Genomic DNA, 23,886 nt, shown 5'->3' with positions numbered 1-23,886 from the left:
CCGGCCGCCGGGGCGCTCAGACCGCCCGGCTGCCGCACCCTTCGCACCGGGAGGCCCCGTTGACCGCGCAGCACCCCACCCGCAGGAGCATCCTCAAGCGGACGAAGGACCGGCCGGAGCCCTCCGCCGCCCTGCCCGTGCGAAGGCGCGTCGAGCGGCGCGGGACGGGCGGTGGCCGGAACACCGCGCCCGGCCGCGGGGTCGGGGTGGCCGTGCTCACGGCCGCCGGCTCGCGGCCGGTACGGTTCCGGCATGGACGTTTCCGCAACGAGTTCGAATCCCGAACGCACGAGCCCTGCGGCCCGGGTCATGGACGCCGCGCGTGCGCAGCTGGCGAAGCTGGGGGCCGCTGGGCTGTCCCTGGAGGCCGTGGCACACGAGAGCGGTCTTGCCGTCACCGATGTGGAAGCCGTCTTCCCGCACCGGGACGACCTGCTGACCGCCCTGGTCATCGACGCGTACAACGCGTCCGGCGCCGCGATGGAGCGGGCCGACGGGGCGGCCGCGGCCGAGGGGGCCCCGACGGGCGCGCGGCTGCTCGCGGCCGCGCGGGCGCTGCGGCAGTGGGCGTTCGAGAACCCGGCCGAGTTCACCCTGATCTACGGCTCGCCCGTACCCGGTTACCACGCGCCGCAGGACACGGTCCCGCCGGCCTCGCGTACGCCGGCGGTGCTCGCCGGGGTCATCCGCTCCGCCCTGGAGGCCGGTGAACTCACCCCGCCCCGGCGGACGCCGCCCGCCCGCCGGCTCCTGCTGCCCGAGGCCGTGGCGGCCTTCGGCGGTGTGCCCGGGGCTCCGTTCTCGGACATCATCGAGCGCGGCATCGTCCTGTGGAGCGGCCTGATCGGCCTCCTGGTCTTCCAGGTCTTCAGCCGCACCCACGACAGCGTCAGCGACGAGGCCGCCTTCTTCGACTACGCGATCGCCGTGGCGGCCGAGGGCGTCGGCCTCGACGTCCCCCTGGCCGAGAAGACCGGCTGACCCGTCCGTCCCCTACGCGGCACCCGCAGAAAATCCAGGACGTGAACACCACCAGAACCCTCTGCTTCGTCATAGCGGCGCTGTCCTCGTACGCGGCGCTCGTCTACCGGCTGTTCCAGGCACGGCGCAGCTGGCGGGACAGCGCCTACCGCGCGCTGATCACCACCCTCCTGCTCCAGTGCCTGACCTTCACGATGGGCGCCGTCGCCATGGGCGGCGGCAGCGTCCTCGGCGTCGGCAACCTCGCCATCCTCCTCATGCACCTGGCGGCGGTGGCCTTCTGCGTGAGCTCGCAGATCATCCTGCTGAAGTGGGCGGACGCCGACGAGGAGGCGCTGCGCAGGGCCCGCTGGTGGACGGTCACCGGCATCGCCCTGAACGTGCTGCTCGTCGCGCTGTTCCTGCTCGCGGACGGCACGAACCGGCCGTCCTCCGACTTCGACACGGGCAGCGGCCGGCCGCTGGTGCTGACGTACCTGCTGGCCTTCATCGTGTCGCAGGCGGTTCCGTGCGTCACGATCTTCCGCCAGTGCGGCCCCTACGCGGAGATGACCGACAACGCCTCGCTGCGGCAGGCGCTGCGGATGCTGCGCGTCGCCGCGGTGGTCCTCTTCCTGTACTGCTCGGCGAGGACGGTCAACATCCTGACGTCGGCGGCGGGGATCGACATCGGCGTCTGGAAGCTGGCGTCGAACGTCTTCAGCGCGACGGGCATCGTGATCCTGTCGCTGAGCCTGACCAACTCCTCCTGGGGCCCTTCGGCCACCAGGCTGCTGGACTGGGCGCGCAGCTACCGGTCCTACCGGGCGCTGTACCCGCTGTGGCGGGACCTGTACGAGTCCTCCCCGGACATCGCGCTGGAGCCGCCGGGCGCCTCGGTCTCCGAGATGGACTACCGGCTGCACCGCCGGGTCGTGGAGATACGCGACGGGTGGCGGGATCTGCGCCCCTACATCGACCGCACCGCCCCCGGTTCCGGGGGGCCGGGCAAGGACGCCAGCGAGGAGTCCCGGCAGGCGTTCACGGAAGCGGCGCAGATCAAGCAGGCCCTGCTGGCGAAGCGGAACGGCACCGTCCCTCACGACAACAAGGACGCCGGCGATTTCGACGACCGCGACACGGACAACTTCACGGCGGAGGTCGCATGGCTCACCAAAGTAGCGGCTGCCTACAGTAAGCTCGGCACCGCGAGTTGAAGCTCCCGCCCGGTTTGCATCCCCCGTCAAACCGGGCGGGTGGCTCCCCCGTTACCCCCCGTCTCCGCACGGGGCGGGACGGGCGGTTCACCGCCCGGACTGGCCCGGCCCATCCCCCGAGGGCCGGGCCAGTCCGTTTTTCACCGGCGAGCCAACCGACGAACCCCCGTGAGTCGAGTTAACTGCCAGCTATCGGCGAGACCCAACGTTGGCAGGAGTCCAGCCCAATTGTCAACTGACCGCTAATCTGTGAAACTGACGTATAGCCAAGGGCTATACCGAGGAGGTGACGGGAGGAAGGATCACCATGACCGACACCGAGACCGAGGCCGACGACCGGCCCCTGCTCGCGACGCGCCTCGACGACCTCTTCAAGACCGTCCGCCCCAAGGGCAGGCACTGGACGAACGCAGAGGTGGCGGAGGAGCTCAAGCGGGCCAACCCCGAACTCAAGGTCGGGGGTGTGTACCTGTCCCAGCTGCGGACGGGCAAGCGTTCCAACCCCTCGCCCGACCTCCTGGCGGCCCTCGCCCGATTCTTCGGCGTGTCGGTCGCCTACTTCTTCGACGACAAGGTCGCCGAGTCCGTACTCAGCCAGGTGGCCGCCATCGAGGCGCTGCGCCAGTCCGGCGTCCGCGCCGTGGCGATGCGTGCGGCCGGCATGAAGAAGGAGAACCTCGCCGCGATCACGGCCATCATGGACCAGTACCGGCAGTTGCAGGGCCTTCCCCCCGTCACCGACGCCGGCGACCCCGGATGAGGAGCGTCTGGAAGGAGCGGGCCGCCGACCACGACCGCCGCAGCCGGCTCAAGAAGCTGCGGAAGGCCGGAGCCCGGCGCATCGCCGAACTCGGCCTCCCCGAGGCCCCCGACGTCGCCGAGCTCTGCCGCCACCTCGGCGAGGTCCGCGACCGCCCGATCATCCTGGTCCCGATGCAGATGCCCTCGTCGCACCCGTGCGGCATGTGGGTCGCCGCCCGCGACGAGGACCTGATCTTCTACGACGCCAACACCACCAGCGCGCATCAGGAGCACATCATCTTGCACGAGCTGGGCCACATCATCTGCTGCCACCGCGGGGCCGGCGGACTGGACGAGGCGGCCGCCCGCCTCCTGTTCCCCGACCTCGACCCCGACATCGTGCGCGACATGCTCCTGCGCGCGACCTACGACGACGTCCAGGAACAGGAGGCGGAGATCATCGCCTACCTGCTCTCCCAGCGCATGGGCGGCGGCACCGACCGGCACGCCGGCGACGCCGAAGAGGGCGCGGGCGACCGTCCGGCGAAGAGCGCCACCCTCAGCCGCATCGAACGCACCCTGATCTGAGATGGGCTCACCCGCCCCCGGCTTACCCCCCTGCGGCCACCTCCTCGGCGAGCAGGGCGACGGTACGCCTGATGTCGTCCTCGCGGTGCTCGCTGGTGATGAAGAACCGCAGCCGCGACAGCCCCTCCTCCACCGCGGGGTGGAAGATGGGGTCGGCCACGACGCCCCGTTCGAAGAGCCCGTGCGCGACCCGCAGGGTCTTCGCCGAGTCCCCGAGGATGCACGGCACGATCGGAGTGCCGCCGCTGGAGCCCGTCGACAGTCCGGCCGCGGCGGCCAGGTCCAGGAAGAGCGCGGAGTTGCGCCGCAGCGCCCGGACCCGCTCCGGCTCCGCGGCCATCAGCTCGGTGGCGGCCAGGGCCGCAGCCGCGTTGGCCGGGGTCAGGCCGACGCTGTAGACGAAGCCGGGCAGGGTGTGGCGCAGCCAGCGCACCATCCTGGCCGAGCCGCCGAGGTAGCCGCCGCAACTGGCGAAGGCCTTGGAGAGGGTGCCCATCCACAGGTCCACGTCCGAGCGGTCCACCCCGTGGAACTCTCCGACGCCCCGGCCGCGTTCGCCCACCGTGCCGATGCTGTGCGCCTCGTCCACCATCAGCAGGGCGCCGAAGCGCTTCTTCAGCTCGATCACGGCGGGCAGGTCGACGAGGTCCCCGTCCATGCTGTACGCGCCCTCGACGGCGATCAGGACCCGCCGGAACCGGGACCGGTTGAGCCTCAGCATCCGCTCCAGGGCGGCCATGTCGTTGTGGGCGAAGGGGCGGCGGGCGGCTCCCGACAGGGCGCAGCCCTGGAGGATGCTGTCGTGGGCGAGCGCGTCGTGGACCACGAGGTCGCCGGGGCCGACGAGGTGGCCTATCGCGGTGACGTTGGTGGCGTGGCCGCTGACCAGGGCGAGGCAGTCCCCGACGCCGAGGAAGTCGGTGAGCGCCCGCTCCAGCCGTACGGTCAGGTCGCGTTCGCCGGAGAGGACCCGGCTCGCCGAGACCGAGGTCCCGTACCGGTCCACGGCCTCGTGCACGGCCGCGTTGACCGCCGGATGGCCGGACAGGCCGAGGTAGTTGTAGCTGCCGAAGGACAGGTACGGGCGGCCGCCGATCACCGTGGTGTCGGTGACGGTGCCCTCGTGGACCCGGAAGTACGGGTAGCCCGAGGGGCTGCCGGCGACCGCGTCGAGCCGCTCCTCGAACCGGGCCACCTCGGGGAAGGCGTCGACACTGGCGGAGTCGGGGCTCCACTGCGGCGGCACGTCGAGCAGGATCGTTTCCGCAGAGGTCGCCGGGACCCCGGGCGCGTCCCCGTCCCCGGCGGCCAGGGCGATCAGACGGCCGACGGTGAGGCCGGGGGTGAACAGCTCCTCGGCACGGAAGCCCGGCACCCGCTTGCCGATGTTGGCCTCCAGCTCCTGGAGCATGAGGGAGTCGAAGCCCAGGTCGGTCACGAGGGACATGCCCGTGCCCACGTCCGAGAGGGGGAAGACACCGGCCCGGGAGACCTCCTCCAGCACGATGGCCGCGACGGACTCCGTGACGGAGGGGACCGCGGGTCCCGCTGCCGGCCGTTCCACCGCGTACGCGTCCCCGGGCGCGTCCGGGCCCGCCACGTCGCGGGCCGCCCCGTCCACGGCCCAGTGGCGGCGCGGGGCGAGCGGGCTCGGCGGCAGCGTGCACGGCGGTACGCGCGGCCCGGGCACCGCGGGCCGCTCCGCCCCGGGGTCCCCCGTACGCCCCGCCTCCACCCCGGCGGCTGCCTCCGTCAGCCGTGCCACGGCGTCGGCCGCGTCCTCCACCACCAGGGTGAGGCGTTCCCCGAGCGGCGCGCGGCGGGCCAGGGTGTCCGCCACCGCGGCCGGCTCCGGCCGGTCCTCGGCGATGACCTCGGCCAGTTCCCGGGCGTGCCGGGCCAGCCCCGCCCGGTCGCGGGCGCTGAGCACCAGCACGTGCGGCCCCTCCCCCGGCGCGGCGGGCACGGCCGGGCCGGGGGCCTGCTCCACCACCATGTGGACGCCGGTGCCGCCGAAGCCGAAGGCGCTCACGCCGGCCCGCCGCGGTCCGCCGGTCTCCGGCCAGCGGACCGGTGCCGTCGGGACGGCCAGCCGTGCGGAGTCCAGCAGGGCGCCGTCGGCCGCCTCGAACTCCGGCTGCGGGGGGATGACCCCCCGGTGCACGGCCAGCACCGACTTGATGAGCCCCGCCAGGCCGGCGGAGTTCAGCGAGTGGCCGACCACCGCCTTCACCGCGCCGAGGTGGGCCGGCCGGGCGCCCTCGCCGCGCAGTTCGCGCAGGACGTCGAGCTCGACGGGGTCGCCGACCGTGGTGCCGGTGCCGTGCGCCTCCAGGTAGTCCACCGCGTCCGGCGCCAGGTCCGCGTCCCGGTAGGCGCGGCGCAGGGCGCGGAGCTGGCCGGCCGCCTGGGGGTGCATCCCGCCCTGCACGGTCCCGTCGTTGGCGGTGCCGATGCCCCGGATCACCGCGTAGACGCGGTCGCCGGCGGCGAGGGCGTCGGACAGGGGCCGCAGCACGAGGATCCCGGCGCCCTCGCCGAGGACGAAGCCGTCGGCCTTCGCCCCGAAGGGCAGGCACCGGCCGCTGCGCGAGATCGCCCCGATCCGGCACAGGCCCACCAGCAGGTCGGGGGTGAGCACCAGCTGCGCGCCGCCCGCCAGCGCGATGCGTGTGCGGCCCGCGCGCAGCGCGTACACGGCGTTGGCCACGGCCATGAGCCCGCCGGAGCAGGCGGAGTCCAGGGCGTAGCTCTCGCCGTGCAGGTCGAAGACCGAGCTGATGGTGTTCGGTCCCATGTTGAGCAGGAGCCCGGCGGCGGAGGTGCCGTGCAGCCCGTCGACCGCGCGGACCGTCTCCTGCCAGCGCGGGTCGGCGGCCCGCGCCCCGAACTCGCCGCCGGCGAGCTGGCGCATCCGCAGCCGCATGGTGCTGAGCTGGCGGTAGCCGCTCTCGGTGAGCGCGGTGATGACCGAGGTCTCCTCGCGGTCGAAGCCGCCGGCCTCCCACCCCGCGTCCTGGAGGGCCTCGCGGGCGAGGTCGATCAGCAGCCGGTGCTGGGGGTCCATGGCCCTGGCCCGGCGCGGCGGGATGCCGTAGTGGGCGGCGTCGAAGCGGTCCACGTCCGGCAGCAGGGCCATGGTGTCCGTGTAGGCGGCCGAGGTGTCGCGGAAGTCGTCGCTGAGGAAGGCCGCGGCGCGCCACCGCGAGTCGGGTATGCGGGAGAACTGCGGCTGCGGGTCGGTGAGGAGCCGCCAGTACTGGTTGACGTCGCGGGCGCCGGGGAACCTGCACGCCATGCCGACGACGGCGATGTCGTCGCGCGCCACCGGGGACGGCGGGTTCGGCGGGGTCATCGGCCGGCTGCCAGGCGCTCGCGCCACCATGCCACGGTCGCCTTCACCTGCTCGTCGACGGGGGTGGCCCGTACGGTGAACGCGGCCTCCCAGGCGCTCGCGTCGACGACGAACGGGCGGTCGAACTGGTAGCGGATCTCCTTGAGTTCGCGCAGCAGCGGGGAGAAGAGCCCGCCGACGGCCAGCACGGCCGGGGGCAGCCCCCGCACCGCGACGGGTCCGGTTCCCGCCTCGGCGGCCAGCCGGCCGGTCATCTCGCGGACGGACAGGGCGGGTCCGGTCGGCGCGTGCCAGGCCCGGCCCCAGGCCCGCTCCTCGTCCGCGGCCTCGGCCAGGGCCCGGGCCACGTCGGGGAGGTAGGTCCAGCTGTGCGGGGCGTCCGGGTCGCCGAGGGTGGAGACCGGCTTGCCGCGCAGCAGCGGGGGCACCACGCGGGCGGCCAGGTGGCCGCCGTCGGTGACGCCGGGTCCGAAGAAGTCCGAGGCCCGCACCTCGACGGCCTTGAGGCGGCCCTGTTCGTGGAGTGCGCGCGCCCGCTCCCAGGCGGCCGCGCGGACCCGCCCCTTGGGGCCGGTCGCCGCGAGCGGCAGCTCCTCCGTCATGGGGACGTCCACCGGGCCGTACCCGTAGAGGTTCCCCAGCATGACGAGGACCGCACCGGTGGCCTCGGCGGCCGTGCACAACGACGCGGCCAGCGCGGGCCATTCGGCGGCCCAGCGGTGGTAGGGCGGCGAGGCGCAGTTGTAGAGGGCGACGGCGCCCCGCGCCGCCTCGGTCAGCCGCCCGCTGTCCCGGGCGTCCAGTGCGACGTGCTCGATGCCGGGTTCCGGGGCCCGGCCCGAGGCGGTGACGACCTTGACTGAGTGGCCCCGTTCGGCGAGCAGCCGAGCGGTGGCGGCCCCGGCGGGCCCGAAGCCTATGACGACATGAGAGTTCACGCACGCACAGTAGCGCGGGGGGTACCCGCCCCGGGCAAAACGACCTCCGGTCGCACCGGCCCGTTTGGCTTGAAGCAGCCCTGCGGTTCGCACCGGCCGGGCGGGGTTTGCGCAGTGGAACGAGCGCCGGCCGGCGGGCGGGGCCGCGGCGGACGGATCAGGATTCGAGAAGCGCCGGACCCCGGACCCCGCATAGCGTGGCTGCCGTACGGTGCGGCGGTCACGCCGCAATGGTCGGACCGAGCGATGGAGACACGAAGAGCATGGCCAAGAGGACGGACACGGGATCGCCCGCGCCCCACATCGCCGACAGCCACGGTCTGATCCGCGTGCACGGCGCGCGCGTGAACAACCTCAAGGACGTCGCGATCGAGATCCCCAAGCGCCGGCTGACGGTGTTCACGGGCGTCTCCGGCTCGGGGAAGAGCTCGCTGGTGTTCGACACGATCGCCGCGGAGTCCCAGCGGATGATCAACGAGACCTACAGCGCCTTCGTGCAGGGCTTCATGCCCGCGCAGGCACGGCCCGAGGCGGACGTGCTGGAGGGGCTGACGACGGCGATCATCGTCGACCAGCAGCGGATGGGCGCCGACCCGCGTTCCACGGTCGGCACCGCCACCGACGCCAACGCGATGCTGCGCATCCTCTTCAGCCGGCTCGGCGATCCGCACATCGGGCCGCCCGGCGCGTACTCCTTCAACGTGCCCTCGGTCCGGGCGAGCGGGGCGATCACCGTCGAGAAGGGCTCCAGGAAGACGGTGAAGGCGACCTTCAACCGCACCGGCGGCATGTGTCCGCGCTGCGAGGGCCGCGGCAGCGTCTCCGACATCGACCTGACCCAGCTCTACGACGACTCCAAGTCCCTCAACGAGGGCGCTCTCACCATCCCCGGCTACAGCATGGACGGCTGGTACGGGCGGATCTTCGCCGGCTGCGGCTTCCTCGACCCGGACAAGCCGATCCGCAAGTACACCAAGCGCGAGCTGGGCGACCTCCTCCACAAGGAGCCGACCAAGATCAAGGTCGACGGCATCAACCTCACCTACGAGGGCCTGATCCCGAAGATCCAGAAGTCGATGCTGTCCAAGGACCTCGACGCGCTGCAGCCGCACATCCGGGCGTTCGTGGAGCGGGCGACGACCTTCGCCACCTGCCCCGAGTGCGAGGGGACCCGGCTCACCGCCGAGGCCCGGGCGTCCAGGATCGGGCGGATCAGCATCGCCGACGCCTGTGCCATGCAGATCAGCGACCTGGCCGCCTGGGTCCGCGGCCTGGACGAACCCTCGGTGGCTCCGCTGCTGGACAAGCTCCGGCACACCCTGGACTCCTTCGTGGAGATCGGCCTGGGCTACCTGGCACTGGACCGCCCGGCGGGCACGCTCTCGGGCGGCGAGGCGCAGCGCGTCAAGATGGTCCGCCACCTCGGCTCGGCGCTCACGGACGTCACCTACGTCTTCGACGAGCCCACCACGGGCCTGCACCCCCACGACATCCAGCGGATGAACGACCTGCTGCTGCGGCTGCGCGACAAGGGCAACACGCTGCTGGTGGTGGAGCACAAGCCGCAGACGATCGCGATCGCCGACCACGTCGTCGACCTCGGCCCCGGGGCGGGTACCGCGGGCGGCACGGTCTGCTTCGAGGGCACCGTGGAGGGGCTGCGGGCCTCCGGCACGGTCACCGGCCGCCACCTGGGCGACCGCACCGGCCTGAAGAAGACCGTACGGACGCCCTCGGGCGCCCTGGAGATCCGCGGGGCCGACGCGCACAACCTGCGCGGGGTCGACGTGGACGTCCCGCTCGGCGTGCTGGTGGTGGTCACGGGCGTCGCCGGCTCCGGCAAGAGTTCGCTCGTGCACGGTTCGATCCCCGCGGAGGAGGGCGTGGTCTCCGTCGACCAGGGCGCGATCCGCGGCTCGCGCCGGAGCAACCCGGCGACGTACACGGGGCTGCTCGACCCGATCCGGTCGGCGTTCGCCAAGGCCAACGGTGTGAAGCCGGCCCTGTTCAGCGCCAATTCCGAGGGCGCCTGCCCGGCCTGCAACGGTGCCGGGGTGGTCTTCACGGACCTCGGGATGATGGCGGGCGTCTCCTCCACCTGCGAGGAGTGCGAGGGGAAGCGCTACCAGGCGTCGGTGCTGGACTACCGCCTCGGGGGCCGTGACATCAGCGAGGTGCTGGCGATGCCGGTGCGCGAGGCGGAGGAGTTCTTCGGTTCCGGAGAGGCCCGCGTCCCGGCCGCGCACCGCATCCTGGGCCGGCTCGCGGACGTCGGGCTGGGCTACCTCACCCTCGGCCAGCCGCTCACCACGCTGTCCGGCGGCGAGCGTCAGCGGCTGAAGCTGGCGACCCACATGGCGGACAAGGGCGGGGTCTACGTCCTGGACGAGCCGACGACGGGACTGCACCTGGCCGACGTCGAGCAGCTGCTCGGGCTGCTGGACCGGCTGGTCGACTCCGGCAAGTCGGTGATCGTCGTCGAGCACCACCCGGCGGTCATGGCGCACGCGGACTGGATCATCGACCTCGGGCCGGGCGCCGGGCACGACGGCGGCCGGATCGTGTTCGAGGGCACTCCGGCCGACCTCGTCGCCGGTGCCTCCACCCTCACCGCCGAACACCTCGCGGCGTACACGGCCTGAGCCGCTCCCGCGGCAGCACGCGGGCCGTCCGGGCACCGGTATCCCCACACCGGAGGCCGGACGGCCCGTGCTGTGCGAGCGGAGACGGCACGCGTCCGCGGCGCCCGGTCCTTACCCCCACGGTGGGACCGTGCTCCGGTCGGCGTGCCGCCGGCCGTCGTCCGGCTCCGTCGCACTACCAGTCTGTGCCCGGCCGACTCCCCTGGGCGCACTTCCTGACGTGCCCTTTGCACAAGGAGACCGATCTTTGACACGGTCCTGACGATCCCGTTCCGGTTCGGCGGAACCGCTACTGCCAGTCGTCCCAGGGCGGGTCCTCGTCCAGGTCGAAGGGCGGTTCGTCCTCGTGCGGCGGCTCCTGCGGCGGCTCGTGGGGGGCCGACGAGGGTTCGTGGGGGGCCGACGGGGGCTGCGCGGCGGGGGGCGCGGCCGCGGTGAACCCGGCGAGGGCCTCGATGACCCCCTCGCCGTACTTGGCGAGCTTGGCCTCGCCGACGCCGCCGACGCCGGACAGCTCCCCGACCGTGCCGGGCAGGAGCGTCGCGATCTCCCGCAGCGTGGCGTCGTGGAAGACGACGTACGCAGGGACGCCCTGCTCGCGGGCCGTCGCGGCCCGCCAGGCGCGCAGGGCCTCGAAGACCGGCACCGCGGCGGCGGGCAGGTCGACCGGGACCCGGGCGCTCTTGCCGGAGCGCGAGCCGGACTCCTTCTTCCGGGAGGCGGCGGCCGGCGCCTTCTCCTTGCGCATCTGGACGGTGCGGCGCCCGCCCAGCACCTCGCCGCTCGCGTCCGTCAGCACGAGGGTGCCGTAGTCCCCCTCCACCGCCAGCAGCCCCAGCGCCAGCAGCTGGCGCACGACCCCGCGCCACTCCGCGGTGCTCAGGTCCGAGCCGATGCCGAACACCGACAGGGCGTCGTGGTCGAACTGGATGACCTTGGCGGTCTTCTTGCCCTGGAGGATGTCGATGATCTGCCCGGCGCCGAACTTCTGCCGCCGCTCCCGCGCCAGCCGCCACACCGTGGACAGCAGCTTCTGCGCGGCGACCGTCCCGTCCCAGGACTCGGCGGGCGTCAGGCAGCTGTCGCAGTTGCCGCAGGGCTCGCCGGACTGCCCGAAGTACGCCAGCAGCCGGACCCGCCGGCAGTCGACGGTCTCGCACAGCGCCAGCATGGCGTCCAGGTGGGCGGCCAGGGAGCGGCGGTGGTTCTCGTCGCCCTCGGAGCCGTCGATGAGCTTGCGCTGCTGGACCACGTCCTGGAGGCCGTACGCGAGCCAGGCGGTGGCCGGCTCGCCGTCACGGCCGGCGCGGCCGGTCTCCTGGTAGTAGCCCTCGACGGACTTGGGCAGGTCCAGGTGGGCCACGAAACGCACGTCGGGCTTGTCGATGCCCATGCCGAAGGCGATCGTGGCCACCACCACGACCCCGTCCTCCCGCAGGAAGCGCGCCTGGTTCGCCGCGCGCGTGCGGGCGTCCATCCCGGCGTGGTACGCCACGGCGTCGATGCCCTGCTCCACCAGGAAGGCGGCGGTCTTCTCCACGGAGGCCCGCGACAGGCAGTAGACGACGCCGGCGTCCCCGTCGTGCTCGGACCTGATCAGCTCCAGCAGCTGCGCCAGCGGCTTGTCCTTGGCGGCGATGCGGTACTGGATGTTCGGCCGGTCGAAGCTGGCGACGAAGTGCCGGGCGTCCTCCAGGCCCAGCCGCTTCGCGATCTCGGCGTGGGTGGCCTCGGTGGCGGTCGCGGTGAGGGCGATCCGGGGCACCTTCGGCCACCGCTCGTGCAGCATCGACAGGGCCAGGTAGTCCGGCCGGAAGTCGTGGCCCCACTGGGCGACGCAGTGCGCCTCGTCGATCGCGAACAGGGACACCTTCCCCCGGTCGAGCAGCCGCTGGGTGCCCTCGGTGCGCAGTCGCTCGGGGGCCAGGTAGAGCAGGTCCAGCTCGTCGGCGAGGAAGGCCTGCTCGACGGCCTGCCGCTCGTAGGGGTCCTGGGTGGAGTTGAGGAACCCGGCCCGGACCCCGAGGGCGGTGAGCGCGTCCACCTGGTCCTGCATCAGCGCGATCAGCGGCGAGATGACGATGCCGGTGCCCTCTCTGACGAGCGCCGGGATCTGGTAGCAGAGCGACTTGCCGCCGCCGGTCGGCATCAGCACGAGGGCGTCGCCGCCCCCGGCGACCTGCTCGATGATCTGCTCCTGCTCGCCGCGGAAGGAGGTGTAGCCGAAAACGCGGTGGAGTACCTGCAGGGAGTCCGAGATCTCGGGGGAAGCGTCCGAAAGAGCCATTCGAGAAGCCTAGCGGCCCCCGCCGACACCCCGTCCCGCCTGTGGACGGCCGGGGGCCGGACCCAGCCGCCACAGCGGCGCGGCCCGGCGGTCGCCCAGGGCGGCGAACAGACCCCGGGCCTCCCCGGCGCTCAGCTCCAGCTCCTCGGTGATCCGGCGGGTGGTGGCGTACGCGATCCCGTCCCCCAGCGTCTGCCGCTCCCAGGCGGCGAAGCGGGCCCGGACGGCGGCGGGGTCCCGGTCCGGGCGCGGTGCGGGCGGGGCGGCGGGCAGGGCCGCCGCCCGGCGGCGTTCGCGTTCGATCTCGGAGAAGCCGCACACGGCGCGGGAGGCCTCCTCGGCCTCCTCCAGACAGCGGGTGCCGGCCAGCGCCCGGGCGAGGGGGCTGAGGGCGAGGACGCCGTCCAGGGTGAGCCGGTGGACCCCGGCGGCGGGGGCGTCCAGGTGGACGGGCTGCGGGGCGTCCCGGGTGCCGCAGACCCCGCGCACCCCGCGGGCGGCCGCCACCAGCAGGGCACTGGCCTCGGAGGGGTGCCAGTCGAAGACTCCGGCCACGACCTCGGTGTGCCGGGCGCCGAGGGCGAAGGCGGGCTCGCCGAGCCGGGGCAGCAGGTCGGGCGGGGGCACCTCGTTGTCGAGCCCGGGCCCGGCCACGTACACGCGGGTCGGCAGTCCCGCGGCCGCGCAGGCGGCGACGGCGAGGGCGTCGCCGAGCGGGCTGCGCAGGGTGGGCTCGTCGCCCCGGGCCACGATGTCGCCGCCCACGTCGACGAGGTCGATCCGGCCGGCCCCGCACCAGCGGGCGGCCGCCGCGATCTGGCGGGCCAGGCCCAGCGCGCCGCCGTAGGGGTCCAGCAGTCCGAGGCGCGGCCGCAGTTCGCCGGACAGCCGCGGGAGCAGGGAGCCGGCCGGGGCGACGGGCCGGGTCGCCGGGGTGACCAGGGCGAGGTCCGGTGCGGCGGTCTCGGTGCCGTGGAAGTCGCCGGCGCGCCGGGGGCCCGGGACGGGATCGACGACCAGCCGCTCCCAGGCGTAGGTCAGGACGAGTGCCGGGGTGTCCGCGCCGTGCAGGGCGGCGTGGACCATGGCGGCCGTGATGGGGTCGCCGCCGCCTCCGGCGGCGACGAGCAGTCTCCGCGCGCCCCTGGTGTTCTCGGTCTTCGTGCTCTCCATGGCGGACAGGGATATCCCGGCCCGGGACGGAATCCCAGCTTCCACAAAAAGTACATATGAAGCTCTACATCCCGAAAGGCTGTTCATGGGAATCGCACTGCGGAAAGCGGCACGGGCCCCGACCTAAGGTGACGCCTGGTCACGAAGAGTGACGCCCTCTTTCCGAGAGAGAGTCAATTCCCGTTATGACGAAGCCCGTTCTGCTGCCGACCCCGTCCTTCCCGGACTCCGCCACCGCGACGGATCCGGAAACCCCGTACGAGCAGTACGTGTACGCCTATCCGCACCAGAAGGCGTACCGCCTCCTGGAGGACGGCCCGCTGCTCGGCGACCTGTGGGCCGGGGAGCGCCTCGACGCGCTCTCCCTCTACGCGCACATCCCCTTCTGCGAGATGCGCTGCGGCTTCTGCAACCTCTTCACCCGCACCGGCGCCCCCGAGGAGGTCACCCGCGAGTTCCTCGCCACCCTGGAGCGGCAGGCACGCGTCACCCGTGAGGCGCTGGAGGCCAAGGGCGAGCCGATCCGCTTCACCCTCGCCGCGTTCGGCGGCGGCACCCCCACCTACCTGACCGCGGACGAGCTCACCCGCCTCTGCGACATCAGCGAGAACATCATGGGAGCCGACCTCAAGGCCGCCTCCTGGTCGGTGGAGACCTCCCCCGCGACCGCGACCGCCGACCGGATCGCCGTGCTCGCCGAACGCGGCGCGACCCGGCTGAGCATCGGCGTGCAGAGCTTCGTCGACGAGGAGGCGCGCGCCGCGGTACGGCCCCAGAAGCGCGCGGAGGTCGAGGCCTCGCTCGCCCGCCTCAAGGAAGCGAAGTTCCCGATCCTCAACATCGACCTGATCTACGGCATCGACGGGCAGACCGAGCGGACCTTCAGGGTCTCCCTGGACGCCGCCCTCTCCTGGGAGCCCGAGGAGATCTACCTCTACCCGCTGTACGTGCGCCCGCTGACCGGGCTGAGCACCCGCCACGCCAAGACGCTCCAGGACTGGAACGACCAGCGGCTGCGGCTCTACCGCTACGGCCGTGACCACCTGCTCTCCGCCGGCTACGAGCAGACCTCCATGCGGGTCTTCCGGCGGGCCGGCACCGCCGCCGTGGAGGACACCGACGGCAGCAGCATCAGCGAGTACAACCAGCAGGCCGGCATGGTCGGACTGGGCGTCGGCGCCCGCTCGTTCACCACCGATCTGCACTACACCACCGACTACGCGGTCGCGGTGCCCGAGGTGCGGCGGATCATCGACGACTACATCGCCACCCCGACCGAGCGGTTCCGGCGCGCCCAGTGGGCGTTCCGGATGGACGGCGGCGAGCGGCGCCGGATGTTCGTGCTCCAGCACCTGCTGGAGTCCACGGGCATGCGCACCGACGCCTACGAGCAGCGGTTCACGACGCGCTTCGAGGACGACTTCGGGCCCCAGCTCGACTTCCTGCTGAAGCGGAACTGGCTGCGGGAGAAGGGCGGCACGCTGGGGCTGACCCCGGACGGCATGGCCTGGGCCGACGCGATAGGCCCGATGTTCTTCTCGGACCGCGTCCGCACGAACATGACCGCCTACCGGGACCGCTAGTGCTGTGACCGCGAAGGTTCACGGATTGGTTCGCGGAGCCGGAGGGTCAGCGAGGCCAGGGACTCCGGCGCGGTAGCGGTCGGCGAGCCTGTCGAACCCGGTCGCGATCGCGCGGAACCGCTTGAGGCGTGCGAAGCGTCGTTCGACCACGTTGCGGTCGCGGTGGATCTCCTTGTCGAAGGCGGGCGGCCGGCCGCCGAGGCGCCCTCGGCGCCGGCGGTTGGCCGCTTGGTCGCGGCGCTCGGGGATCGTGACGGCGATGCCCCGACGCCGCAGCAGGTGCCGGATCGCCCGGCTGGAGCAGGCCTTGTCCCCCACTACCCGCACCGGTGTCCCGCCGCCGCGCGCACGGCCGTGAAGGCGGCCGCCGACCATGCGCTTCATCACGTACGAACACGGCGGATTTTGCTTGTCCCGCACTACGATTCGCCCAACTTCGCCCCCGACGGAACGCGAACTCACCTGACGGTCGTCGTCTACCTGTCGTACGAGGCAGTGGGCGGAGAAACGCGGTTCATCGCCGACAAGCAGAACGACCTTCCCTTTGCGCAACGCGACTTCTCGGACTGGCCCCGACTCGCAGAGCCTGAGGAAATAGTGAGCGCCCACCGCCCCGAACCGGGCGATGCGCTCATCTTCTGGCATCGGACGCTTCACGACTCGGCCCCGCTTCTTGAGGGTACGAAGACAATTCTCAGAACCGACGTGCTCTACGAGCCCGTAGATGTGTCTTAGGTTCGACAAGCTCGCCGACCGCCACCACGCCTGAGTCATCTGGCCTCGCCGACCCTCTGGCTCCGCGCACCGATCCGTGATCATTTGTCAAGGCACTGCCCGGGGGGTGACGGCGTTGCGGCGCCGCTCCGGCAGGGATACGAGGACCAGCCCGAGCAGCATCAGCGCCGCCCCGGCCGCCGCGGTCGGCCCGGGCCGCTCGCCCAGCACCGCGACCCCCAGGACCGCCGCCACCAGCGGCTCGGTCAGGCTCAGCGTCCCCGTCGTCGCGGCGCTGAGCCGGCCGACGCCGCGCGTGAACAGCAGGTAGCCGAGCGCGGTCGTGCCGAGGCCGAGCCAGCCGATCAGCGCGAGCGCGCGGCCCGTTGCCAGCCCCTCGGGGGCCACCAGCAGGTACGGGGAGACCAGCAGCCCCGCGCACAGCACGCTCACCGGGGCCGCCGTGGCGAGGTCCGCGCCCAGGGCGGCCAGCTGCTTCGACGCGGCGATGTACACGCCGAAGCTCGCCCCGGACACCATCGCGAAGGCCGGCCCGAGCAGGTCGGCGCCGGCCCCGCTGCCGGGCAGCAGCAACAGTCCGATGCCGGCCACGGCGCAGCCCGTCCCCCACAGCCAGCGGCGGGTCAGCCGCTCGCCGCCCAGCCACCGGGCGCTCAGCCCGCCGACCACGGGCACGGTCCCGAAGGCGACGGCCGTCGCCAGGGCCGCCCCGCCGCGCTCCACCGCCTGGAGGAAGCAGACCTGGAAGGCCGCCGTCACCAGCACGCTCAGCACGAGCCACCGGAGCGCTCCGGGCTTGCCCAGGGTGCGCAGCCCCGCCGGGCGCACCGTCAGCAGGCTGAGCACGAGGCCGCCGAGCAGCATCCGGCAGGCCCCGAGCGACACCGGGTGCACGCCGGTGTCCGCCCACAGCTGGGCGGGCCCCACCGTCCCCCACAGCACCGCCGCCGCCAGTACGGACGCCACTGCTCCCACGGCTTCCCCTTTCGCCACATCCGGAATGTGGCGAACGTATCGGGCGGGAGCCGCCGGACCTACTGGGGAATTCCATGGGATTCCGCCCGTGCGCGGGGCCCGGTCCGTGCCTTCGCACAAGGGCACCGGGGCTCTCAGGGCGCCCGGCGCCCCAGCGGCAGCAGGTACTGGAGCGGCTGCTCCAGGTCGTCCAGGCCGAGGAGTTCGTGCGCGAGGTCGTCGTGGAATCCCCCCAGCGGAGTACCCGCCAGGCCCAGGGCGGTACCGGTCAGCAGCAGGGTCTGGGTGAGGTGGCCGGCCTCCAGCAGGGCCAGGCGCAGGGCCCGCAGGCCGTAGCGGCGGCGCAGCAGCCCGAGGTCCGCGTACACGGCGAGGACCGCGGGCGCACCGTCGACGCCGATCCAGTGGGGGGCCGTGTCCGGCCGGGACAGGTACGTGGAGAGCGACTTGAGCTCCGCCAGGGCCGGTGCCGGGCCGACCGGGCGCAGGGCGCGCCGCTCCGGCAGGCACTCGTACGTGCCCGCCGGCACCCCCGCCACGTCGAGCACCAGCAGCCGTACCCGGGCCGTGTACAGGGCGCCCGCGCTCGGGTAGGGGCGGTGGGACGGGGTCGGGGGCGGGCCGTCCGGGACCGGCTGCCCGGTGCGGCCGCTCCCGGACAGGGAGTGCCACAGCAGGGAGCCCAGGGTGGCGGCGTCCAGCGGTCCCCGGAGCCGGCCGCGCATCGAGGCGCGGGCGGCCAGCACGTCGGACAGCGGCACGTCGGGCAGCGGATCGGCGGGCAGGGCCAGTTCGGGCCCCGCCGCCCAAGCCCGGTCCGCCCGCTCCCGGTCCGCCCCCTCCGGGAGCGGGCGCAGCTCGCTGTCCTCCCCTCGGCCGATCTGGAACTTGCTCCTCTCCAGGTACCGGAAGTCGGCGGCGGTGTGCCCTTCCGGGAAGTAGCCCGGCGGCTCCTCGGTCTCCAGCAGGGTGCGGGCGACCAGCCGGCACACCGCCCGCTCCTCGTCGGGGGTGATCCCGAGCCGGTTGAACAGCATGTGGAGCTGTGAGCCCCACACCGAGGCCCGCAGCTCCTCCCCCAGGTCCCGCAGCCGCTCGTCGGCCCCGCCGACCGCGGCCGCCCACCGCAGGAGCGGGGGCGCCGCGGTGCCCGTGCCGAGCCGCTCGCGCAGCTCCCCGGCCCGCCGCCGCAGGCCCGTGCGCTGCGCCGCGTACACGGTGTTGACGCGGGTGTGGACGGCCGCGCCGGGCAGCAGCGGCACCTCGGTGACCCACCGCCAGCCGGCGGCGTGCCCGCGCAGCCGGCGCGCCGCGGTGAGCGGGTCCATGCGGAGCGCGTGCACCGTCGTAAGGGCCAGGTCGACGGCGGCGGCCGGCCGGGCCCCCGTTCCGCCGCCCCCGGGCAGGGTGCGCAGGGTGTCGAGGACCACCCGGGTGGAGGCCTCGAAGACCTCCTCGGCGACGGGCAGCGCCCGCGGGCCGCCGTAGCGCCCGGTCTCCGGTTCGTAGGGCACGGCGCGCACCTCGCCGTGGCGGGACGGCCAGGGGCCGGGCACCTCGGGCACCTCCTTCGCCGCGCGGGCCAGTTCGCCGGGGAGCCCTGCGGCGCCAGCGGCGCTCAGGCCGCGCACCCGGAGGCGTACGTGGGGTCCGCCCTCCCCGTAGCGGATGAAGAACCATCCGGCGGCCTCCCCCGCCGCGACGAGGCCGTCGAGGAGCGGGGCCGCGCCGTGGACCAGGAACGCGTCCGTGTCCTCGGTGGCGCAGTGCAGGAAGAGGTGGTGGCTGTGCCAGGTGTCGGGGGTCGTCACGGGATCACGTCCGGTCCTCGTCGGGTTCGGCAGGGGTCAGGGGAAGGGGTGCGGGTGGAGGGCGAGGTCCTCGTGGCGCAGCGGCCGGTCCGTGCGGCCCAGCCGGTGGGGCACCTCCAGCAGCCGGGGCAGGCCCCGGGTACGGCGGTTGACGTGCCCGAAGGTCATCGGCAGCGATCCGGGTACGACGGCCTTCACGCAGTGCAGGCCGAGCCGGTCACGCAGTCCCGGCTCGGTCTGGTCGACGGTGACCACCTCCAGGCCGGCCGCCGCGAGCCGGCCCACCGTCGCGGTGAGCAGGGCGGAGAGGTCCGTGACCGGCTCGGGCGCTCCCGGCCAGGTCTCGGCGACGGTCAGGCACGGGGTGTCGGCGAAGAGGAACTCCAGCCTCGGGGCGGCCTCGGGCAGGGCGTTGAGCCCGACGTGGTCGTCGAGGGTGACCACCAGTTCGGGGCGGTCCAGCATCGGGCGCAGCCGCCCGGGATCGCGCGGGCGGTCCCCGGCGAGGGCGCGCTGCGCGGACTCCAGCACATTGGTGACGGCCTCGGCCACCGCGGAGCGGATCGCGGCGCGCGGGTCGTGGTGCGCGCCGGCGGCGAGGAACATCCGCGGGGCGTCGGGGTGGGAACCCTCGTAGCGGCAGACCGCGACGACCGCCGGGATCCCGAAGTCGTTCGTCGCGTCGAGCAGCAGGAGCCGGTAGCCGGCCAGGGCGGCCCGGTCGGCGAGCAGGGCCGTGTCGGTGTCCCCGGGCGGCGGCTGGACGCGGCGCAGCGGGGTGGCGGCGTACCAGGCCATCAGGAAGGCGTCGCGCTCGGCGACCTCGAACAGGCCGTAGAGCGCCGCCTCCTCGGGGCTGTTGCCGAGGCCGCAACCGTTGGAGGACTCGTACACCACGCGCGGGCGGCCCTCGCCGGGCGGGTCCCAGTACGCCACGTGCTCGGGGACGGCGATCTCCCGGCGCCGGGTGAGCGACCAGCCCCGCACCCAGTCCATTTCCAGGGCGGGCGTGTAGGGGACGGTCGGGGAGGCCGGGTGCCCGTGGTGGGCGGGGTCGGGCAGGCCGAGGTGTTCGGGGTCCAGGGCGCGTTCGGGGCCGAGTTCGGCGAAGGAGGCCCGCAAGTCGGAGCGGCGGCCGGTGGGGCGCATCCCGGCGTACCGTTCGACGGCCTCGAAGAGGGCGGTCCGCTCGCTGTCGGGGAAGTCCCCGGCCCGGCCGTGGCCGCCGTCGTCGACGCCCCGGCCGTCGGTGACGAGGGCGGTGGTCAGGCAGAAGGCGGAGTCCTCCGTGCGGAACAGGCCCCGGACCGGCCCGAACCGCTCGTCGTACAGGGCCGCGCGCAACCCGTCCGCCGTGGTGCGGGGGTTGGGGGCGCGCAGCAGGTACGGGTCGGGCAGCGGGCGGGGCGCCGAGGGCAGCGGGGCCGCCGGGGTGGCGGAGTCGGCGGGCAGCGGGTGGCAGACGGCGCAGCCGCCGACCGGGCGGACCCGGTGCCCGGACCAGGTGCCGCGTCCCTGGTGGAGCAGGTACACGGTGGCCGTCGGCGGGTCCTGCACGGGCTCCGGCTCGGCCTGGGCGTCCAGGAGGTCCCGTACGAGGGCGCCGAGCGCCTCGGCCAGTGCCGGGGACGGTACGCCGGCCAGGGCCATCTTCGGGCTCCGCAGGGGTACGCGTCCGCCGGCCGTGGCGAGGCGTTGGTACTCGGCGCAGCAGAGGCAGGCGGGCGCGGCGGGCGCGAGGAGCGGCCCGACCACGGCTAGCGGCCCGTCGAAGCGTACGGGGACCAGGGCCACGGGACGGGCCAGAGCGTGCCGGCTCAGCTCCTCGGCGAGCCCCTGCGTCCACTCGGTGAGCAGGACGGCGGCCGGGCCGGCGGTGGCCGCCAGCGCGGCTCCGGCGTCGAGGACCGGGACGGGCAGGTCGGCGAAGAGGGCGGCCGCGCCGGGGGCGGTGCGGACGGCTGTGGTCACCACGGCTCCCCGGGGGTGTGCAGGACGGTGAACCCGAAGGCCCGCAGCAGCTCCAGGAGCGCGCTGCTCCGGGCCGGTGCGGGTGTCCCCGTGGGCCGGTCCGGCCCGGCGAGCCGGCGCAGGGCGTCCTGGAAGGCCTCCTCTCGTCCGGCGGCGCCGGCCAGCCAACGGCTGGTCCAGCCGTCGTCCTCCCAGCCGGCGGTACGGGTGCCCGCCGCGGCCAGCGGGGCCACGGCCCCGCCGGAGGGCGGGCCGCCGGAGGGCCCGCCCGCGCGGACGGCGGCCGCTGCGGCGAGCGCGGCGAAGGCGGCCGCGTCGCCCGGGGTGGCCTCCACGGCCTCCCCCAGCACCTCGGGGTCCCCGGCCCGGCGGACCACGGCGTGGTACGCCGTGTCCGTACCGGCCCGCAGCACCCGGAGCCGGGCGGGCACCTCCAGACGGGCCGTCAGGGTGTGCCACCAGTGCCGGAACTGGGGGTGGCCGGACCACTCGGGCCCGGCGACGGCGGCGCCCGCGGGGGTGCCCCCGCCGGGCGTCCGGGCCGCGCGGCGGGTGAAGGCGGCGCGCAGGGCCCGGCCGCGGGCGTGGCCGGGGTTCGCGCCGACGGTGAACCCCGGCCCGGCCAGCAGCAGTTCCGCCGCCCGGCAGAACAGCTCCAGGCGGGCCAGGTCCAGCCTCGGCGCCCCGGCGGTCAGGCGTCGGCGGGCCTGGCCGTCGCCGTCGCCGTCGCCGGGTAGTTCGCAGGTGGCGAGGGGCACCGGGAGCTGCCGCAGGTCCGCCGGGAGCGGGGCGGGCAGGGCGCCGCACCGCTCGTCGGTCAGGGCCGCCAGCCGCCGGAGCGCTTCGCCGAGGGTGGCCGCGGGGGCGAGGTCCGCCCGCCGGCCGGGGTCCTGGCTGCGGGGCCCGAGCCAGGTGCGGTACTCGGCGCGCAGGGGCCGGGTGCCGGCGAGGAGCACCGCCGGAAGGCCGGGCAGCAGCCGGTCGCCGCCGCCTTCGTCCGCCGGGTCGGGAAGCCCGGCGGCCGCGCACAGCAGCCGGTGCGCGGCGGAGCCGCCGAGCAGCGGGGCGAGTGCCGGGGCGGCGGCGGCGCTCCCGCCGGGGCCGAGCCGGGCCTCCAGGGCCGCCGCGTCGGAGCGGGCCCGGGCCGGGCTGCCGGGGGCGGTGGCGTAGCCGCCTCCGGGGAGCAGGCCCGCGGCGAGGGCGCGGACCGGTCCGGTGCCGTGGAGGTGGAGCAGCACCCGGCCTTCGGGCAGGGCCGGGTCGGCGGTGCGGGTGACCGGCAGTCCGCCCCGGGCCAGCGCCCGCCCGGCGGCACGCGCCAGGGGCCCGTCGGGGGCGGCGGCCAGTACCTCGGCCCGGGCGGCGGCGAGTGCGGCGCGGGCGGCGGCGGGCCGCTCGGCGGCCGATCCGAGCCACAGCGAGACGGGGTCGTGGCGCTGGTCCCCGTACCCGGTCTCCGCGTACCCGGCGGGGTCGGACACGAGCAGGCCGTGGGCCTCCAGCTGCCCGAGCAGGGTCTCCACGGCGGTGCGCAGCGCCGGGCCGGCTCCGGCCGCGTCGAGGTGGTCGTCGAGCGCGCCGGCGCGCAGCGGCCCCTCCAGCCACTGCCACAGGGCGGGCAGGGCGGCGCTGCCCTCCAGGGTGACGCTGCCGGCCCGGCCCCGCAGGTGGAGTCCGGCCCGCAGCGGGGTCACGGCGACGCCGGGCCGGAGCCTGCGCACGTCCCGGGCGTCGACCGCCGTCGCCCGCTCGGGGGCGGTCATGCGCCGCGCTCCACGGCGGCGACGGCCGCGTCGAGTTCCGTGCGCCAGTCGGAGCCGGTCAGCGCGGGGACCGTACGGATCACCAGGTGCGCCGCCAGGTACCGCTCCGGCGGGCGGACGTCGCAGATGGCGAGGAGCCGGTAGAGGGCGTTGGTGCAGGCCCGGTGGACCAGGTAGCCGGGGTCGGTGAACATCGCCCCGCCGGGGTCGGCGCGGCTCAGCAGCCGGTGGAACCCGCTGAAGCGGGTGCGGGTGTCCGGGTTCCAGCGTTCGGCCGTCGCCCGGTCCCCGGTGGCGGCGGCCCGGTCCCGGTAGGCGGGCGGGCTGCCGTGCAGGTCGGCGCCGGCCTCGTACCGGGAGCGGGTCAGGTTCCGGGCGGCGGCGGAGAAGTCGGCCCAGGACCGTTCCCAGCCGTGGGCCCCGCCGTCGGCGATCCGCCCGACGAGCGCGGTGACCGTGTCCCCGGCCCGCTCCCACTGCCGGTCGAAGGAGGCCCGCAGCCGCCCGTCGGGGTCGTCGTGGAGGAGGAAGTCCTCCAGGTGGGAGACGTACGACCAGTGGCCGCCGGCCAGGCCGCCGGGGTGGGCGGCGGCGTGCGCGGCGAGCGCGGTCACCGCGAGCCGGAGCCGGGCCCGCGCGGTGTCGTCGTGGTCGCCGAGGAAGCCGGCGCCGGCCCGCAGCGCGCCGAGCCCCTCGCGCAGCAGGTCGTCGCGCAGGGCCAGGCCGTCGTCGCCGAGCAGGGCCCGTACGGAGGTCGGGTCGGCGGGCTCGACGCGGACCGTGTTGTCGGGGGTGATCGGCCCGTGGGGCGGGGGGACGAGTTCGGCACGCCCGGCCTCGGCGGCCGCCTCCAGCAGCTCGGCCTCGGTGCGGTCGCTCCGCGAGGGGTGCAGGCGCAGCCAGGCGCGGATCCCGGCGGCGGCGGACGCGGCGGCGGCCTCCACCCGTGCGGCCGGGCCCCTCAGGCACAGCCGAAGGTGGGGTCCGTGCAGCCAGTGCCGCTCGACGTGGGCGTCGAGCCCCTGCGCCGCGCAGGACGCGGCGAGGGGGAGCAGCACCTCGCGCAGCAGCGGGGCCTTGACCGGGTGGTGGTGGTAGGCGATCACGTCGATGGCGCGGCTGTCGGGTGCCGGCATGGTCGGTTCCT

The 23,886-nt window shown here is 74.7% G+C and carries 15 protein-coding genes and 1 pseudogene; 6 read left to right on the top strand and 10 right to left on the bottom strand.

The annotated features are described in order from the left end of the window. Positions 1–252 precede the first annotated feature (252 nt). The 4 genes from ACZ597_RS09485 (at position 253) to ACZ597_RS09470 (ending at position 3,506) form a co-directional block, all read left to right on the top strand. The gene (locus ACZ597_RS09485) at positions 253–981 is read left to right on the top strand and encodes a TetR-like C-terminal domain-containing protein (RefSeq protein WP_471327204.1); all 729 of its coding nucleotides are present in this window, start codon (positions 253–255) and stop codon (positions 979–981) included. 41 nt (positions 982–1,022) lie between these two features. Next, positions 1,023–2,177, top strand: coding sequence for an MAB_1171c family putative transporter (locus ACZ597_RS09480; protein ID WP_471327201.1), 1,155 nt, complete (start codon positions 1,023–1,025; stop codon positions 2,175–2,177). Between the two features lie 307 nt (positions 2,178–2,484). Further along, positions 2,485–2,937: a helix-turn-helix domain-containing protein gene (locus ACZ597_RS09475; protein WP_471327198.1), complete on the top strand. Its 453-nt coding sequence runs from the start codon at positions 2,485–2,487 to the stop codon at positions 2,935–2,937. Continuing rightward, the gene (locus ACZ597_RS09470) at positions 2,934–3,506 is read left to right on the top strand and encodes a toxin (protein WP_471327196.1); all 573 of its coding nucleotides are present in this window, start codon (positions 2,934–2,936) and stop codon (positions 3,504–3,506) included. Before ACZ597_RS09475 ends, ACZ597_RS09470 begins: the two co-directional genes overlap by 4 nt. Positions 3,507–3,528: 22 nt before the next feature. Here the strand turns inward: ACZ597_RS09470 and ACZ597_RS09465 are convergent, their stop codons facing one another. After that, complete coding sequence (locus ACZ597_RS09465) at positions 3,529–6,861, bottom strand: aminotransferase class I/II-fold pyridoxal phosphate-dependent enzyme (protein ID WP_471327194.1); 3,333 nt, start codon at positions 6,859–6,861, stop codon at positions 3,529–3,531. After that, a complete protein-coding gene (locus ACZ597_RS09460) occupies positions 6,858–7,799 on the bottom strand; it encodes an NAD-dependent epimerase/dehydratase family protein (RefSeq protein WP_471327192.1) in 942 nt (313 codons plus the stop codon). The genes ACZ597_RS09465 and ACZ597_RS09460 overlap by 4 nt, the downstream gene beginning before the upstream one ends. A gap of 263 nt (positions 7,800–8,062) precedes the next feature. Between ACZ597_RS09460 and ACZ597_RS09455 the strand changes: the two genes are divergently transcribed. Then, positions 8,063–10,441, top strand: coding sequence for an ATP-binding cassette domain-containing protein (locus ACZ597_RS09455; RefSeq protein WP_471327189.1), 2,379 nt, complete (start codon positions 8,063–8,065; stop codon positions 10,439–10,441). Positions 10,442–10,730: 289 nt separating this feature from the next. Here the strand turns inward: ACZ597_RS09455 and recQ are convergent, their stop codons facing one another. Further along, on the bottom strand, positions 10,731–12,728 hold the full coding sequence (gene recQ / locus ACZ597_RS09450; protein ID WP_471327186.1) for a DNA helicase RecQ: 1,998 nt from the start codon (positions 12,726–12,728) through the stop codon (positions 10,731–10,733). Positions 12,729–12,737: 9 nt separating this feature from the next. Next, a complete protein-coding gene (locus ACZ597_RS09445; RefSeq protein ID WP_471327184.1) occupies positions 12,738–13,901 on the bottom strand; it encodes a DUF1152 domain-containing protein in 1,164 nt (387 codons plus the stop codon). 185 nt (positions 13,902–14,086) lie between these two features. Between ACZ597_RS09445 and ACZ597_RS09440 the strand changes: the two genes are divergently transcribed. Further along, positions 14,087–15,484, top strand: coding sequence for an STM4012 family radical SAM protein (locus ACZ597_RS09440; RefSeq protein WP_471327181.1), 1,398 nt, complete (start codon positions 14,087–14,089; stop codon positions 15,482–15,484). On the opposite strand, the pseudogene ACZ597_RS09435 reads toward ACZ597_RS09440, so the two are convergent. The 6 genes and pseudogenes from ACZ597_RS09435 to ACZ597_RS09410 all read right to left on the bottom strand — a co-directional run. Beyond that, positions 15,481–15,805 (bottom strand): annotated as a pseudogene (locus ACZ597_RS09435) (transposase); the annotation flags it as partial. The gene ACZ597_RS09440 and the pseudogene ACZ597_RS09435 sit on opposite strands and share 4 nt — an antisense overlap. A gap of 501 nt (positions 15,806–16,306) precedes the next feature. Further along, entirely contained in the window at positions 16,307–17,194 is an 888-nt protein-coding gene (locus tag ACZ597_RS09430; RefSeq protein WP_471327178.1) for a DMT family transporter, read from the bottom strand. Between the two features lie 134 nt (positions 17,195–17,328). After that, positions 17,329–19,005, bottom strand: a complete 1,677-nt coding sequence (locus ACZ597_RS09425; RefSeq protein WP_471327175.1) for a thiopeptide-type bacteriocin biosynthesis protein — start codon at positions 19,003–19,005, stop codon at positions 17,329–17,331. Between the two features lie 36 nt (positions 19,006–19,041). Further along, positions 19,042–20,976: a TOMM precursor leader peptide-binding protein gene (locus tag ACZ597_RS09420; protein WP_471327172.1), complete on the bottom strand. Its 1,935-nt coding sequence runs from the start codon at positions 20,974–20,976 to the stop codon at positions 19,042–19,044. Next, complete coding sequence (locus ACZ597_RS09415; protein WP_471327170.1) at positions 20,973–22,739, bottom strand: hypothetical protein; 1,767 nt, start codon at positions 22,737–22,739, stop codon at positions 20,973–20,975. The genes ACZ597_RS09420 and ACZ597_RS09415 overlap by 4 nt, the downstream gene beginning before the upstream one ends. After that, on the bottom strand, positions 22,736–23,875 hold the full coding sequence (locus tag ACZ597_RS09410) for a hypothetical protein (RefSeq protein WP_471327167.1): 1,140 nt from the start codon (positions 23,873–23,875) through the stop codon (positions 22,736–22,738). The genes ACZ597_RS09415 and ACZ597_RS09410 overlap by 4 nt, the downstream gene beginning before the upstream one ends. Positions 23,876–23,886: the final 11 nt, after the last annotated feature.

It is taken from the genome of Streptomyces sp. NPDC040718 (assembly GCF_055593565.1).
Note: the sequence above shows the minus strand (reverse complement) of the source record. Positions and strands in the feature narration are given on the sequence as shown.